Here is a 13,733-nt window from a genome sequence, read left to right as displayed (position 1 = left end):
TAACTTTTTTTTAATCAATTAACTGGTAATTATCTTAACTGTTTTTTATTATAGATTACATTCAAAATATAAAAAGTAGATTCAACATTATCACATTCATGTTTTTTATATAATTTAATCTCATAATCATTTATATCCTAACAATCAACCCATTAATAATATAATATATTAGTATACAGTATAGAAAGAGATTATCTTGGATAGGAGTAAAAAAACAATGTCATCGTCTATTTCACCAATATCATTTTTAGAAAATGCTTCTGAAGGTAAAAACAACTGGTGGAGATACCTTTTAACTGTAATAATCTCTCTGGTTGGTGGTAGTCTGGTGGCCGGTGTTATACTGGGACTTTTACTCATACTTTTCTCAGTTTTTTCTGGGGGAATATCGAATATTTCCAGTTTCATTGGATCCACCATGTCCAGCCCATATTCCCTGGTTATACTGGTTGGTATCAGTTATACTATTTCATTCTTCCTTTTCTATATTTGCCTGCGATTCTTACATCATAAACATTTATTAAGAGTGATAAACACAGTCTCAGGGCTACGCTGGAAACTATTATTTAAAGGGTTGATTTTATGGGCATTGATCCTGTTTATACTTTCTTTACCTGATTTGATTTTGAATCCAGGCAGTTACCAGATTACATATAATTCTGGGAGTTTTTTCATTCTTCTAATTATATGTCTGTTGGCTTTCCCAATTCAAGCATCCTTTGAGGAGATTTTATTCAGGGGATACCTCATGCAAGGATTTAGTTTGGTTTCAAAAAAGCCGTGGGTCCCGCTTTTAATCACTTCACTCCTATTTGGAGGTGTGCATTTTTTCAATGGAACTAATCTGTACATGGATATATCCATTGTAGTTTCCACCTTCATCATTGGGCTGATGTTGGGAGTGATAGCCCTGGGAGATAATGGTATAGAAACTGCCATGGGGGTGCATATAGCCAATAATCTCTACGTTGCATTACTGTACAATTCTGCAGATTCCGGGCTTCCAGGACTACCATCCGTGGTTACTGCCCAACCATCCGACCCATTCACCGGCCTACCTCTTCTAATACTGGCGGCTATTGCAATGATCGCCATCCTGTTTTGGAACCGGAAAGAAGATATTATACGAATATTCCGTTAAATAATGCTTAATTCTGGGTTTAATCCACTATATTTTCTTTTTTTACGGATATAGGTATATTTTTAAGTATGAAAATCAATGTAAACATCGTGGATGAAAGACAAGTTTAAATTAAATATTTTTCAATCATTTTTCTAACTTAGCCTATAGAATTTATTTGATGGCTACGAAGTGATTAAATAAACTTATCATTTTATCCCAGGATTTTAATTCAGGTGAATTCATGATACCAGTTGCCAAGCCCCTTATCGGTGAAGAAGAAATAGAAGAAGTGGAAAAAGTGTTAAGGTCCGGGTTCATAGCCCAGGGCCCAAGAGTGGCAGAATTTGAGGAAGCCTTTGCCAGTTACATTGGAACGAAACATGCGGTTGCTACGAGTTCAGGAACCACAGCATTACACCTTTCTCTACTGGCCCTGGGTGTGGGCAATGGTGATGAGGTTATAACCACTCCTTTCAGCTTTGCAGCCACCGGTAACTGTGCACTCTATGTTGGAGCCAGACCGGTCTTTGTGGACATCGATCCCCAGACCTTTAACCTGGACCCCAACCAGATTGAAGAGGCCATAACCAAAAAAACCAAGGCTATACTACCCGTGCATCTCTACGGTCAACCCGCTAAGATGGACCTGATTAAAGAAATCTCACAAGAACATGGCATTCCAGTTGTGGAAGACGCTGCCCAGGCACATGGGGCCATGTTCCAGGATGAGATGATCGGATCTATAGGTGATATGGCTTGTTTCAGTTTTTATCCCACCAAGAACATGACCACCAGTGAAGGTGGGATGATAACCACCAACAACACAGAACTTGCCGATATGGCCCGGATACTGAGGGCTCACGGTGAAAAAGAAAGATACCATCATTCTGTTCTGGGATACAATTTCCGGATGACTGACATAGCTGCTGCCATTGGCCTGGTTCAACTTAAAAAACTGGATGGGTTTAATCAGAAGAGAATAGAAAACGCAGAATACCTAACCGAACATTTAAAGAGAATTTCAGATATTGAAGCACCATTTGTCTCCCCCCAAGTGAAACACGTATTTCACCAGTACACTGTGAGGGTTAAAGATGGAAAAAGGAATGATGTGATGAACTTCCTCAACCAGGAAGGAATTGGAACCGGAATACATTACCCTGTCCCTATTTACAAACAGGAACTCTACCAGAACCTGGGGTACAATGATAACTGTCCCCTGACTGAAAAAGCAGCCTCTGAAGTTTTATCCCTCCCAGTACATCCATCTTTATCCGTAGAAGAACTGGAAAAAATAGTGATTTCACTGGAAGCCGCTTCTGATAAGTTTTTCTAGATTCAAAACCAATTATTCTTTTTATATTTTTTTTAATCTATTTTAAGTTAATTTTTGAGGTTAATCCATTTTTCAGGGATATTCCTCGAACTAACTAAAATCAGTAAGCATTAATCAAATAGTCTATTCATCCCAGTTTTTTCTCTACTGAGTGCACCTTATCGGCCATGGTTCGGTCACGATCCCTGCGGTCGTCGATCTTGACACTGGTCACCACACGCTGGGAACCTGCCTTAAAAACTGCTTCATGAGCAATTTTAATGGCATCAAAGAGTTCATCTGGATTTTCAGCTTCCAAAAGGGTTCCCATCCCGCTTAACTGATATTTGATTCCAGCTTCATCTAATGCAGCCACGGCAGCGGCCACATATTTGCTGAGACTGGTCCCGGGGGTGCCTAGGGGGATTACGGTCAGTTCTGCAGATATCATAATGATTTTTATGTTCAGCCAGCCATATATTTTTTATGCAACACCTGGATTACCAGAACTTCAATCAGGAACTTGAAAATAAGGTTAAAAAAGTAATAACCGATTATAATTTGATAGATGAAGGTGATAGGGTAGCAGTTGCTCTTTCAGGGGGTAAGGACAGCGTTTTAACCCTGCACATTCTGGATAAACTTCTAAAGGAAAATGAGTTTGATTTTGAACTTCTGGTCATTGCCATTGATGAGGGAATATCTGGTTATCGTGAAGAGGGAACTGAATCTGCCCGGAATAATGCATCTGGACTGGGAGTGGAGTATCATGAAGTATCACTGGAAAGTGAGATGGGATTCTCCCTGGACGAGGCGGCTAAGTTTTTCCAGACGGCATGTGTTCCGTGTGGTGTTTTCAGACGTTACCTCCTGAACCGCACCGCCCACCAGCTGGGTGCGGATAAACTGGCCACGGGTCACAACCTGGATGATGAAATTCAGTCTTTTCTAATGAGTTTCGCCCGGGCGGATGTGCGGCGTTTCGCCAAGTTCGGACCGAAACAGGAACGCATCCACCCTAAAATGGTGCCACGCATTAAACCACTATGGCTAATACCAGAAAAAGAGGTGGGTGTATGGGCAGTTATGAATGAAGTAGATGTGCACCTGGCAGAATGTCCATATGCTCATCAATCCCTCAGGTCACGATTAAAAAATTACCTCAACCATCTGGAAGAAGACCGGCCAGGCACCAAAATGAACCTCCTTGAATTTTTCCAGAAAAACCTGCAGATAGATAAAAAACAGGTTAAAATTCACCAGTGCAAGATATGTGGCGAACCATCATCTGCTTCTATCTGCCAGGCCTGTGAGATGCAGGAATTCATAAAAAAGGAATTAGAATGAAAACGATTTAATGAATGGGATTGGAATTAATGAAGAATATGGGGATGTTGGGATAAAAGTTAGTTAATGAATATAGATTGCAATTAATTCGGATAAATGATTATGATGGGTATGCTGGAGATTAACTGACTAAACGGGTCACAGTTCCGACTCCTTTACTTTTTCCTTCCCTGAATATTAATTTTTGGCCTTCACGGATAGCGTAAGGTCGGTATTTGAATCTCATTCTTATGGATCCTGTGTCCCCTGCAGATAGATACTCCTGGTCAATAGGTCTAAAACAACTGGTTTCGGCTATGGTCTCGATGTGGGTTATGCACTCGTAACCATCCTTAATGGTGGTGGGGTGCACCAATATAGCCACATCCGCGTCAAATTCCCTCACTGCACGTGGATTGTAATCTGGGTGGCATATGATCATCCCTCTCCTAATTTCATCCATTTCCACACCGGCAATGGAAATTCCCACCACTTCACCCACACCAGCACTTTCTTTTCGATAATGGTGCATTTCAATGGTTTTAACATTTACTGGAAGGAAATCACCCGAACTCGAAGGTCCTAAAATAAGTTTTTCACCCTTTTTAACCTTTCCTTGTCGTATGGTGCCACTTACCACAGTTCCCACTCCCAGAACTGAGTAGATCTTATCGATGTACATCATAAATGGCTTCTGGGAATCTTCCTCATGGGATGGCATTTTAAGGCCCGAAAAAAGCTGATCTAATAGTTCAAGTCCCTCACCAGTAACAGGGGATGCTTTAATAACCGGCACCAGATGTTGGTTCATGTTTTCTGTTAAAAAATCCGTATCTTCAATGGTTTTCACCATGTAGGGTATTCTTCCCACCAGTTTCAACAGGTCGAAGATCTCCTGCCGAATATTCTTAATTTGCTCCTCATTCACCATGTCAATTTTAGTCATTACCACTATAACTGGTAGTTCCATGGCTAAAATTATCCCCAGATGTTCTCTGGTGATATGGGTGGGTCCCTGGTCCGCTGCCACCACTAGCAGGCCATGACTCAGCTTTTGCCCCACAATACCTCTGATGGTGGTGCGGAGCCAGGGTTCATGGCCCACAGTGTCCACGAAAGAAATCAGTTTATCGCACTTTTCCACCATAAATGCTTTATCCCTCTTGTTAAGAGGGTTCTTAATACGTACTGGTCCTCCATTTTTGAATCCATATACTGCGAAGGACAGATCAGCGGACAAACCCCGTTCTATCTCATGTTTTTGAACATCCAGAAATATGCGGGTGCTCCCTGAACCGGTGTCCAGTGTTCCGGTGGTTAGGGTTCCCACCAGGGTGCTTTTACCATGGTCCACGTGACCGGCAACTCCAATAAGTAAATGATCGCCTTTGCTGTTATGCCGGCGGCTGATAATTACCTTGGCAACTTCACCCCTGCCCGCAGTTTGCTTTTCCACGTCCGTGATTTTGGCATTTATTTCACGGGCCAGTTCACCCAGAACATGGAGGGATTCGTCCATTGTGGATTTTCCCAGTCCAACCAGCAGACCGTCATCATCCACTCCAATAAAATAAATGGCCTCACCATGGCCTCTTTCCAGACGGTATTTCATCTGGGATGCTAGTTGTTGTTTGCGTTCAGTAAAAAGATGAGTATTAGAATTAAGATTTTCTTTGAATTCTATGTTTTTTCTCTCACCTCTGCGGGTAAGATTATAGAAATTTCTACTATTCATACTAGATCAAGATGTTTTGTTAATATCTCTTTATCTAAGTATTCACCCTTCACTATGGTATAAGATAGTATATATACATCTCCTAATTTATATGAAAAAAGTAAAATGGATAGTATTCAGCTTGATTTTGCATTATTACGCTGGAAATAATAGGTTTATTTATAAAAAGACTCGGGGTATATTGATATACTAAAATATTTGTATAGAAAATAAGTAATAGTATTGTTTGGGATCATCATACAAATACTTGGTTTTTGCAACAAGCTAATTCTATCAACCTGATGGGATGCAGCTAGTCGTGGGGATCTTACTTTATCCAACTAAAGTTCAATGATAATAATTTTTTCTGTCCATAGTTAGGTTAGTATATACTACTTCATCCATAGTTGTATAATACTTCATCCTATAATATAATAACAGGGGGAAATAATTATGGGACAATTGGAAAAACTTAAAAAAATAACAATGCCAACAGCTATGTTATCATCTAAAGCCGTTTCAAATGTAATAATGTATAGGATAAAACCCAGTAAAATAATGACAGTTACTCCTGCAGGATATTACATAACAAAAAGTCATGTTGGGAGTAATCCTACAGCATTCAATACTGTGAAATCATTTTAATTTTTTTATCTAGTTCATTGAGTATACATATAGTTAAGAATATGGGAATTTAATTATAATCACAGGGTGGGTTAATAAGTATTCAAGCAACTACCACAACTACCCGGTAAAAAACCACTATAGCATGGAAATAATAGGGATAAAATGGTAAAACTGAAAGGATTTGACAATATAGAACTAAAGAAAGAAAAAATTATGAATATTGGAAGTATAGCCAGAATTAACCAAGTTATAGGCATACTAAAAGGGTTAGAACCTACTAAGGAAATAGAAGAGTGTATTGAAATACTGGAAGAAGTAAAAAAGATAGAAGGATGGTAAGGGGTTAAACTCATAACCTGTAACCAATACACCACTAAACTATTCAAGTAATATGCTAGATACTTATTCTTTCATAAACTAATCCAGTTAAGGTTTATTTATTATTTAGGAATTTTTTTTAGGGAGATTATTTTTGAAGACTTAAGAATAATATGATACAATGTTAAAGTTTTTAGTTTATGCAATTTTTAGGATTAAGTTTGATTTATTAAGATGCAGATGATGTTATGAGTTCATAATTTATCGGCAGTAGTAAAGTAGACTCCACCATACTTTTCTTCCTGAAGTTCTTGCACCTTTTCAGAGGCTGTTTGATGGTCTTCAGTTTTAGCTATGATTCTCCTCTGAGCAACCTTCAAATTCTTCCCACAAACGCATTTCTTCACGTTTACACCTTCTTTGGCATATACTGCCCTTCCACAGTCACATCTGAATATCAAGTACATTTAAACCAACTCATCTAACTGTTTTTAAATGAATTACTAAAAATCTATAAATCCCATTTATTTCATGCCATAGAAGTCATGTATGGGGTATGTCCATTAAATGTTTCATTAAATTTTACACACTTACATGCCCATTAATTTATTGATCAAGGGCAGGAGAACGTTGGGTATGGATAGGAAGACTCCGATGGTGGTGCCGATGTTGGCCCCCACCACCACCAGTAGTATTCTAAATAATCGGTTATTCCAGAGGTCACGCAGACTTTCACTCTTGGATAGGCTGGCCAAGTCATCCATGGAAACTCCCCTCAATTTGGCCTCCACTATTCCTGCAAACCATCCTGCGGCCAGAAGGGGGTGTATAGCGGTGAAGGGGGCTACTATAAATGCAGTGATAGCAGAAGGGATTTTAGATCCAGCTAAAAGAGATCCGACAAAGGCCAATCCCCCTGTGAGTAGAACAAACTCCAGAATTCCAGATTGGATGTTGATCCCCTGCAGGAATGCAAGTACAAATATTATTATGAATAATGCCGGTATTGCAAATAAGATCACTTTAGTGGCACTGATTTTTGATTCTTTTAACTCCATAAGCTGGTAAAGTGGAGGTATGTCCTGGGGGTTTTCCATGTTCTTTTGAATTCCCTTTTTGTGACCGGCCCCTACCACAGCTACCACATTTCCTTCCAGATCCAGGAGCCTTTGAGCCATGAACGCATCCCTTTCTGCCACCAAAACCTCATAAGCACGGGGAGACATCTCCTGGAAGTAACCCATGACTTCTTCCAAGGCATCGCCCTGTTTTATATCTTCAATATCTTCAATAGCCTCATCTTTACTGAAAAATGATGCTATGATGCTGTAAATGAACTTGGCCTTTTCCCAGAAACTCATTCGATTCAAAGCCCGTTTAAGGGTGATCTGAATGTCACGGTCAATAAGGGCGACCTTGGCTCCGGCTTCTTCGGCGGCTTCTGCTGCGGCCAGCATTTCTGAGCCGGGTTTAACCCCCACTTCATCTCCAATCTTTTTCTGGAAGTAGCTGAGAAACCCGCTCACCAAGAACATGGTGAAATTATTGCCCTTTAAGATTTCCCGTATTTTTATCTCTTTATCCTGTTGAACACCATTCTTCTCGTTGAGAAGGTTCTGATAACGGGCTGCGTCAAGTTCCACGGCTACAATGTCTGGTTCACTCTCTAGGATGGTATTTCTTACTTCTTCCACACTCTTTTCTGATACGTGGGCTGTACCAATGATTGTTAAATTGTCAGGTGCCATTAAATCACTCTAAATTCAACTAGAAAATTATTTCAATCCATAATTAAAATTTTTTTAATAAATTTTCTGGTTCTTTCAGTTATAATATTGAGCCTATAGATATAATGTAGGCATATAAAAAGCTTGTCCTTTACTTAATTTTAATCCTTCATTTATTCTAAAATTCTTATTAATCCATCTTTAAATTCAGGTACCAAATGTGATTTATCTCGCTGGAGACAGAAGTCCACGTCTTCCCCAAATCCCAGTTTCCTAAGATTCCTTGCTGATCGGGAGTTTGTCACAGCTTGATCCACCAGTTGGGGGTTTTGAATTGCCATACATGCTGATTGGGCCATTTCATCCAGTTCCTGATCCCGCAAGTGGGAGATTATTTCACCAGCACCCAGGAAATCTTCTATGGCGAATTTTCCCCTCACCCCAGCCATAACCACTTCTATATGGCTGGTTGCGATTTTCCTGGCCTTCTCTGCAACTGCCTGAGCATTTATAAAGGAACCTATGAGTGCACGGCCCCTGATTCCTTCCAGGATCCGGGTCCCGTTACTGGTGGTGATGATCAGGGTTTCACCGCGTAAGTTCTGGATTTCCAGGGGGGAATTTCCAACATCGAATCCTTCAATGGTTGCCCCTCCCCTTTCACCTGCCAGGAAGGCCTGATGTTCGGGGGCAATAGCCAGAGCTTCTTCTATCTCCAACGTGGGGATGATATTGGGGATTTTTTCCAGGGCCACGGTGATGGTGGTGCTGGCGCGTAAAACATCAACCATGATGGCCACATCTTTAGAAAATGATCTCTCAAAACTCAGGGAAACCTTCATAATAACACCAAAAATAGATATTAAAGGGGAAAAAATAAGATTTTTATTCCTTATTCATTCAGGAACCTTCTCAGCAAAGGCGAATCTTCTCCTCACCGAGGTTATTCGAACCTTAATTTCTTCACCTACCTTTGTTTCAGGTACAAAGACTACGAAACCGTCAATTCTGGTGATTCCATCGCCTTCTTTACCTAAATCTTCAATTTTAACCTCATATTCCTCCCCTTCTTTTATAGGGGCCGTTTTTGGGGTTTCATCTGCTCCAAACAATGTATTCACATCCCGAGACCAGTATAAAAAGGTCTTGTTATGTTCTTTTTTTGTTTTATTTATTATTTAAATTCTTTGGTAGCCCTTGATTGGTTATTTCACAATGAGAAATTCCACAGTTTGTGATGGTTTATATCATCTAATTTTACCTAATTATAAAATTAATTTACTTAGACTACATTAAAAATTTAGATATAATATATATCCCCAATTTTTATTCAGAATCAGCTGGGGTTTTTGCCATGAATTCTTTTATCCACCTCTCTTCAGCCTTTAAAAGTAGTAGTGATCTACTGTAAATAGCTATAAAGTTATAAGGCAAATTGTTTTCTTCTTGTATTTTTAATACGTATTCAAGAGAATAAATACGGGTCTTCGACTGATTTCAAATAAAGTTCAAGACTTTGAATTAGCTCGCTATGACTTAAAACATACATGTTTGAAAGTCCCAAGTCGAATGGGTAGATTATTTTGCCTTTTTTTGACAAAATTGTTTTAATTTTTTTCTTTAAGACCAATTTACCTTCATCAGTTATGTAATAAACTTTTCTGGATGTTTGCCCTCCATTCTCAGCTTTAATATTACTTTGCACTAATTTGATTGTTTCAAGCTGTTCTAGAATGTTGTGTATGGATGAAAACTCAATATCAGCCCAGTTATCCATCCCTCTTTCTCCATAATTTCTTGGATTCGGTAGGCGTAATGATGATGCTCATATAAAATTCCCAATACTGCGGCCTCTTGATGGGATAGATCAGTCATGTGATTTAGTATGATTCTGATAAATAAAAGATTTTCAATATTAATATGATGGTCTTGTTTATAGAGACTATTCAGGGCGTCCTTTTTGCATATAGGGCTTTCATTACATTAGATCTATTCCTGGACTTTAGATTTATCCCGGGACCAAGAAAACAAATTATCAATACAATTTTATAATAAATTTTTTTTTAAAAATTTAATTTTTTACAATTGAGATTATACAAGAACAATTGAGTATAGGGAATATATTAGAAGGTAATTATAAGGTAAAGAAATTTCATTATATACTAAAGTAAAGAAATCTCGTTAACACGATTATTCTGCACGATTATAACTACTAAAACAGTCAAATTTATATGGATTTGTAGTGGTTTACAATATGGATTTTATCACAAGCCTAATTTATCGCAAACTAATATTTGTATTAGGTAATCAATTACAGAAACCCACATTTTTCAGAAACCCAATCGTTTGCAGTAACTTACTTAGTGTAAATATATTATTGTTAATGAAACGATAGCGAATTTGAGGTAGGCTCATGAAAATATATACCACGCCCATGTGCCAGGAAGTTGTTAGACTGGCTGGTGTTTCAAAGTACACTGTAAAGCAGGACAACAATTTTGAAGGTGTTGATTTGGCTATAGTCCTCTCTGAGACTGATACAAGCACTCCGGCAATTAAAATTAAGTTAAATACTTTTAAACAGATTTATGAAAGTATTGATCTTATTTCAAACACTTTGGGAACGGAAAAACTGGATATGGGGGAGTGGGGGGATGATTATTCCCTTCATGTTTGCCGAGAAAGGGAAACAATGGATGAAAGGAAAAAAATAAAAGTTAAGGTTTACTCTAAATTCATTAGAGAGATAGTTGATGACATGGGATTTTCCCTGGTGACAAAAAAACCGGACTTTCTAGTTTTTCCGGACTATCTGAAAGATGACCCTAATGGTGATATCCGGGAGGAAATAAAATTTATGGGGATTCGGGCTGTGGAAATTCCCTCCCACAAAAATACCCCATTTAATCCCCTGGAAAGAGCACAGATGAGATATAATATTCTGGAGAGTAGATTATGTACGAAACCCTAACCTATACTGGAGGAGTTCACAAGCACGAAGAGATAACAGAGCTTATCGAGGATCTGGGAGGTTTCGTATTGCAGGAGACCACCACTCAGATGGATCTGGTCCTCACCCTAGCAGTGCCTGTGGAAGATGTGGATAAAGTTGAGGAAAAGTCCAGGGAACTTCTGGGGAAAATTAAAAGAGCACCAATGGCAGGAACAGAAATTGCCATTGTATCACCCACACTGGCCAGACAGCACCTACCTCATTCTGCTTGTGATATCTCTGAGTATCTTCGACGTTATGGGGCTAAGGATAACATGATTGGCCTCTCCCGGGGAGCGGGAAAGGGAATATCGCGCATTTCAGAGGATGAAAAAAGACTCATTGAAGAGCATGATCTGGCAGTTTTTGCCTTGGGGAGTTTCAAGGAATGCATCATGAACAAAACTCATCTATTCGCTGACATCGACATCCCCGTGGTGGTAACTGGTGCTCCCGAGATGAATGTAGAGGACATACCAGGGGCCACAGCTTATGTGAGTGGGTTGGGCAGAATCCCCCGTCGTTTAAAAAGAGGGGAGAACATCCGTGCCCTCAGGAACCTGGCAGATGTTGTTGAGGACATTCTCGACAATCGACGTAAAGAAATGATGGATGATCCACCTATAGTCCCCTCCATATTGGTGAAAACAGAAATTGAAAACCAGGTAGAAGCAGTAAAGGAAATCTATTCCCCTGCACCCATAGTCAGTCAGCTGGATGGGGTGAGAGTCAAATTGGACTTTGATAAGTACAAAGACCAGATTGCCGAAGTGAAGGTGGATGATTACCGTCTGGGGGATGTCTCTGAGATTAAAAAATCCCTGATGTATGACTACACTCTGGTGAAACTATTACCAGAAACTTCGATAATTTAAAAACACTGGTATTTAACAAAAAATAACTGATATTTAAACAAAATAAGTCATATTAAACATGGAATTCATTTTTTTTAATAGTTATAAGAATCTCCTAAGTATAATCTGTGATATTGAGAGTATCCGCTTTGAATGCTTTGATAAAAAATATATGATTATAACATTTTAATCTTGAATTCGGAATTAATAGGAAAATGGATCACTGGTTGCCGATCACTGATTAAATGGTTAAAAGGAATCTTTAAAGGCGGTTAAAAAAATGAGAAGAATCCTGCAGTATGCAATGTTCATATCCCTATTTTTCGTGGGATTTTTAGCCCTAAACTATTATGTTTTTTTTGGAATGTCATTTCTGTTGGGTTTGCCCATGGATAATGGATTTTACATAATAATGCTTATTGCAGCACTTTCCTATCCTGTGGCCACCCTGATTGAACGGACAGTTTCCAATAACTTCACTCGAATATTCTACACTGCAGCATCAGCTTGGATGGGAATATCATTCTATTTACTTTTCGCTCTAATCGTCTACCTGGTATTTTCCTGGTTTGTTCCGATTCCCCGCGAAAGTGCTGGTATTTTAATAGCGATACTGGTAACGGTTATCAGTACATATTCCATTTATAATAGTTACACATTGAAACTTGTAAAAATAGAGATACCATTAAAAGGTTTAAATGAGGATTTGAAGGCAGTACATCTATCAGACATTCACATTGGTTCCATAAGAAACTCAGGTTACATGGAGAGAATCGTTAATGAAACCAATAAATTAAATCCTGACTTGGTTTTTATAACCGGGGACATGGTTGATGGCAGTGCAAGGTTGCACAAACATACATTTAATGCCATTAACCGTTTGAATGCACCTGCATTCTTTGTGACGGGCAATCATGAAACTTACGAAGGATTGGATGAAGTCTTCCGGGTTCTGGAAGGCACTAAGCTGAGGATTCTTCAGGGGGAACTGGTTGACTTTAAAGGAATTCAGGTAATAGGTGTGGGATATTATTATGGGAGAGACCATCTTAAAAACACCCTCTCACAGCTGGAAATTAACAATGAAAAACCAGCAATCCTCCTTTATCATCTCCCCCGGGAGCTGGAGAATGCCCATGAAGCAGGTATCGACCTGCAACTTTCAGGCCACACCCATAATGGGCAGATGATACCATTCAATTTCCTGGTTAAACTGATGTTTCCGTATATTCAAGGATTGTACGAGTACAATGGAACCAAGTTGTATGTGTCTCAAGGTACTGGTACTTGGGGTCCTCCCATGAGACTTGGTTCAAGGTGTGAAATGACTTTAATCACATTAAAACAGGACTTAAATTAAAAAAATACTTCTAAAAGAGTATTAACTAGGAAGGATGTTATTTTTTAACTTTTTTTAACTTTTTTTAACTTATTTTAACTTATTTTAACCTACTGATATTTATCAGAGGTATCTAAATGAAATCAACAATGAATCATCTAAAATCTAAAGGAGAAAAATTAGGGGAGTACTCGGAAAATCGTTTAGAATATGGGATTATGGGAAAAATTACCCTGTTATTCTTTCCTAACTCCAAAAAAATTAATACATTCTATTAAATCCTCAAATGCTATTAACTCTGTCTTAAGCACATCATTTTGGCTAAGAGTGCCACTCATCTCACCATCAACACTGAGTTTATCCGGGCCTCTGGCAACAATGCGTTCTGTACCATCCCT

The 13,733-nt window shown here is 38.9% G+C and carries 16 protein-coding genes (1 of these 16 only partly in view); 8 read left to right on the top strand and 8 right to left on the bottom strand.

Going from position 1 to position 13,733, the window contains the following annotated elements; all coding sequences use genetic code 11:
* Positions 1-217: 217 nt before the first annotated feature.
* Entirely contained in the window at positions 218-1,141 is a 924-nt protein-coding gene (locus HY987_RS08120) for a type II CAAX endopeptidase family protein (protein WP_292757415.1), read from the top strand.
* 223 nt (positions 1,142-1,364) lie between these two features.
* Positions 1,365-2,459 carry a DegT/DnrJ/EryC1/StrS aminotransferase family protein gene (locus HY987_RS08115; protein ID WP_292757413.1) on the top strand — a complete coding sequence of 365 codons (1,095 nt, stop codon included), beginning with the start codon at positions 1,365-1,367 and terminating at the stop codon, positions 2,457-2,459.
* A gap of 127 nt (positions 2,460-2,586) precedes the next feature.
* On the opposite strand, the gene HY987_RS08110 is transcribed toward HY987_RS08115, so the two are convergent.
* Positions 2,587-2,889, bottom strand: coding sequence for an MTH1187 family thiamine-binding protein (locus HY987_RS08110; RefSeq protein ID WP_292757411.1), 303 nt, complete (start codon positions 2,887-2,889; stop codon positions 2,587-2,589).
* Between the two features lie 35 nt (positions 2,890-2,924).
* Between HY987_RS08110 and HY987_RS08105 the strand changes: the two genes are divergently transcribed.
* Positions 2,925-3,785 carry a TIGR00269 family protein gene (locus HY987_RS08105; RefSeq protein WP_292757409.1) on the top strand — a complete coding sequence of 287 codons (861 nt, stop codon included), beginning with the start codon at positions 2,925-2,927 and terminating at the stop codon, positions 3,783-3,785.
* Positions 3,786-3,906: 121 nt separating this feature from the next.
* Here the strand turns inward: HY987_RS08105 and HY987_RS08100 are convergent, their stop codons facing one another.
* Positions 3,907-5,499: a GTP-binding protein gene (locus HY987_RS08100; RefSeq protein WP_292757407.1), complete on the bottom strand. Its 1,593-nt coding sequence runs from the start codon at positions 5,497-5,499 to the stop codon at positions 3,907-3,909.
* A 432-nt stretch (positions 5,500-5,931) separates the two neighbouring features.
* Between HY987_RS08100 and HY987_RS08095 the strand changes: the two genes are divergently transcribed.
* Positions 5,932-6,123 (top strand): hypothetical protein, encoded by a 192-nt coding sequence (locus HY987_RS08095; protein ID WP_292757405.1) that lies wholly within the window; start codon positions 5,932-5,934, stop codon positions 6,121-6,123.
* Positions 6,124-6,267: 144 nt separating this feature from the next.
* Positions 6,268-6,444, top strand: coding sequence for a hypothetical protein (locus HY987_RS08090; protein ID WP_292757403.1), 177 nt, complete (start codon positions 6,268-6,270; stop codon positions 6,442-6,444).
* A gap of 233 nt (positions 6,445-6,677) precedes the next feature.
* On the opposite strand, the gene HY987_RS08085 is transcribed toward HY987_RS08090, so the two are convergent.
* The 5 genes from HY987_RS08085 to HY987_RS08065 form a co-directional block, all read right to left on the bottom strand.
* Entirely contained in the window at positions 6,678-6,890 is a 213-nt protein-coding gene (locus HY987_RS08085) for a DUF1922 domain-containing protein (protein WP_292757401.1), read from the bottom strand.
* 123 nt (positions 6,891-7,013) lie between these two features.
* Positions 7,014-8,171 (bottom strand): TraB/GumN family protein, encoded by a 1,158-nt coding sequence (locus HY987_RS08080; protein WP_292757399.1) that lies wholly within the window; start codon positions 8,169-8,171, stop codon positions 7,014-7,016.
* A 152-nt stretch (positions 8,172-8,323) separates the two neighbouring features.
* Positions 8,324-8,992: a 2-phosphosulfolactate phosphatase gene (gene comB / locus HY987_RS08075; RefSeq protein WP_292757397.1), complete on the bottom strand. Its 669-nt coding sequence runs from the start codon at positions 8,990-8,992 to the stop codon at positions 8,324-8,326.
* A gap of 54 nt (positions 8,993-9,046) precedes the next feature.
* Positions 9,047-9,262, bottom strand: a complete 216-nt coding sequence (locus tag HY987_RS08070; protein ID WP_292757551.1) for a TRAM domain-containing protein — start codon at positions 9,260-9,262, stop codon at positions 9,047-9,049.
* 353 nt (positions 9,263-9,615) lie between these two features.
* Complete coding sequence (locus HY987_RS08065) at positions 9,616-9,927, bottom strand: helix-turn-helix transcriptional regulator (RefSeq protein ID WP_292757395.1); 312 nt, start codon at positions 9,925-9,927, stop codon at positions 9,616-9,618.
* A 636-nt stretch (positions 9,928-10,563) separates the two neighbouring features.
* On the opposite strand from HY987_RS08065, the gene HY987_RS08060 reads away from it, so the two are divergent.
* The 3 genes from HY987_RS08060 (at position 10,564) to HY987_RS08050 (ending at position 13,356) form a co-directional block, all read left to right on the top strand.
* Complete coding sequence (locus tag HY987_RS08060) at positions 10,564-11,121, top strand: hypothetical protein (RefSeq protein WP_292757393.1); 558 nt, start codon at positions 10,564-10,566, stop codon at positions 11,119-11,121.
* Positions 11,106-12,017, top strand: a complete 912-nt coding sequence (locus HY987_RS08055; protein WP_292757391.1) for a methanogenesis marker 7 protein — start codon at positions 11,106-11,108, stop codon at positions 12,015-12,017. The genes HY987_RS08060 and HY987_RS08055 overlap by 16 nt, the downstream gene beginning before the upstream one ends.
* Positions 12,018-12,276: 259 nt before the next feature.
* On the top strand, positions 12,277-13,356 hold the full coding sequence (locus tag HY987_RS08050) for a metallophosphoesterase (protein ID WP_292757389.1): 1,080 nt from the start codon (positions 12,277-12,279) through the stop codon (positions 13,354-13,356).
* A 215-nt stretch (positions 13,357-13,571) separates the two neighbouring features.
* On the opposite strand, the gene mmp10 is transcribed toward HY987_RS08050, so the two are convergent.
* On the bottom strand, positions 13,572-13,733 hold the 3' end of the coding sequence (mmp10, locus tag HY987_RS08045) for a methyl coenzyme M reductase-arginine methyltransferase Mmp10 (protein WP_292757387.1). 1,089 nt of this gene lie beyond the right edge of the window; the window shows 162 of its 1,251 coding nt (coding positions 1,090-1,251); the start codon falls outside the window, past its right edge; the stop codon is at positions 13,572-13,574.

This window comes from Methanobacterium sp. (assembly GCF_016217785.1).
In the GTDB taxonomy this organism is placed as follows: domain Archaea; phylum Methanobacteriota; class Methanobacteria; order Methanobacteriales; family Methanobacteriaceae; genus Methanobacterium.
The sequence above is the reverse complement of the archived record's forward strand: the minus strand, read 5'-3'. Positions and strand labels throughout refer to the sequence as shown.

What these genes read in the sequence shown, in the direction of transcription:
- HY987_RS08065 (WP_292757395.1), bottom strand. Translation starts at nt 9,927, where the DNA reads ATGGATAACTGGGCTGATATTGAGTTTTCATCCATACACAACATTCTA.
- HY987_RS08055 (WP_292757391.1), top strand. Translation starts at nt 11,106, where the DNA reads ATGTACGAAACCCTAACCTATACTGGAGGAGTTCACAAGCACGAAGAG.
- HY987_RS08050 (WP_292757389.1), top strand. Translation starts at nt 12,277, where the DNA reads ATGAGAAGAATCCTGCAGTATGCAATGTTCATATCCCTATTTTTCGTG.
- HY987_RS08100 (WP_292757407.1), bottom strand. Translation starts at nt 5,499, where the DNA reads ATGAATAGTAGAAATTTCTATAATCTTACCCGCAGAGGTGAGAGAAAA.
- HY987_RS08110 (WP_292757411.1), bottom strand. Translation starts at nt 2,889, where the DNA reads ATGATATCTGCAGAACTGACCGTAATCCCCCTAGGCACCCCCGGGACC.
- HY987_RS08120 (WP_292757415.1), top strand. Translation starts at nt 218, where the DNA reads ATGTCATCGTCTATTTCACCAATATCATTTTTAGAAAATGCTTCTGAA.
- comB (WP_292757397.1), bottom strand. Translation starts at nt 8,992, where the DNA reads ATGAAGGTTTCCCTGAGTTTTGAGAGATCATTTTCTAAAGATGTGGCC.
- HY987_RS08115 (WP_292757413.1), top strand. Translation starts at nt 1,365, where the DNA reads ATGATACCAGTTGCCAAGCCCCTTATCGGTGAAGAAGAAATAGAAGAA.
- HY987_RS08090 (WP_292757403.1), top strand. Translation starts at nt 6,268, where the DNA reads ATGGTAAAACTGAAAGGATTTGACAATATAGAACTAAAGAAAGAAAAA.
- HY987_RS08060 (WP_292757393.1), top strand. Translation starts at nt 10,564, where the DNA reads ATGAAAATATATACCACGCCCATGTGCCAGGAAGTTGTTAGACTGGCT.
- HY987_RS08105 (WP_292757409.1), top strand. Translation starts at nt 2,925, where the DNA reads ATGCAACACCTGGATTACCAGAACTTCAATCAGGAACTTGAAAATAAG.
- HY987_RS08080 (WP_292757399.1), bottom strand. Translation starts at nt 8,171, where the DNA reads ATGGCACCTGACAATTTAACAATCATTGGTACAGCCCACGTATCAGAA.
- HY987_RS08095 (WP_292757405.1), top strand. Translation starts at nt 5,932, where the DNA reads ATGGGACAATTGGAAAAACTTAAAAAAATAACAATGCCAACAGCTATG.
- HY987_RS08085 (WP_292757401.1), bottom strand. Translation starts at nt 6,890, where the DNA reads ATGTACTTGATATTCAGATGTGACTGTGGAAGGGCAGTATATGCCAAA.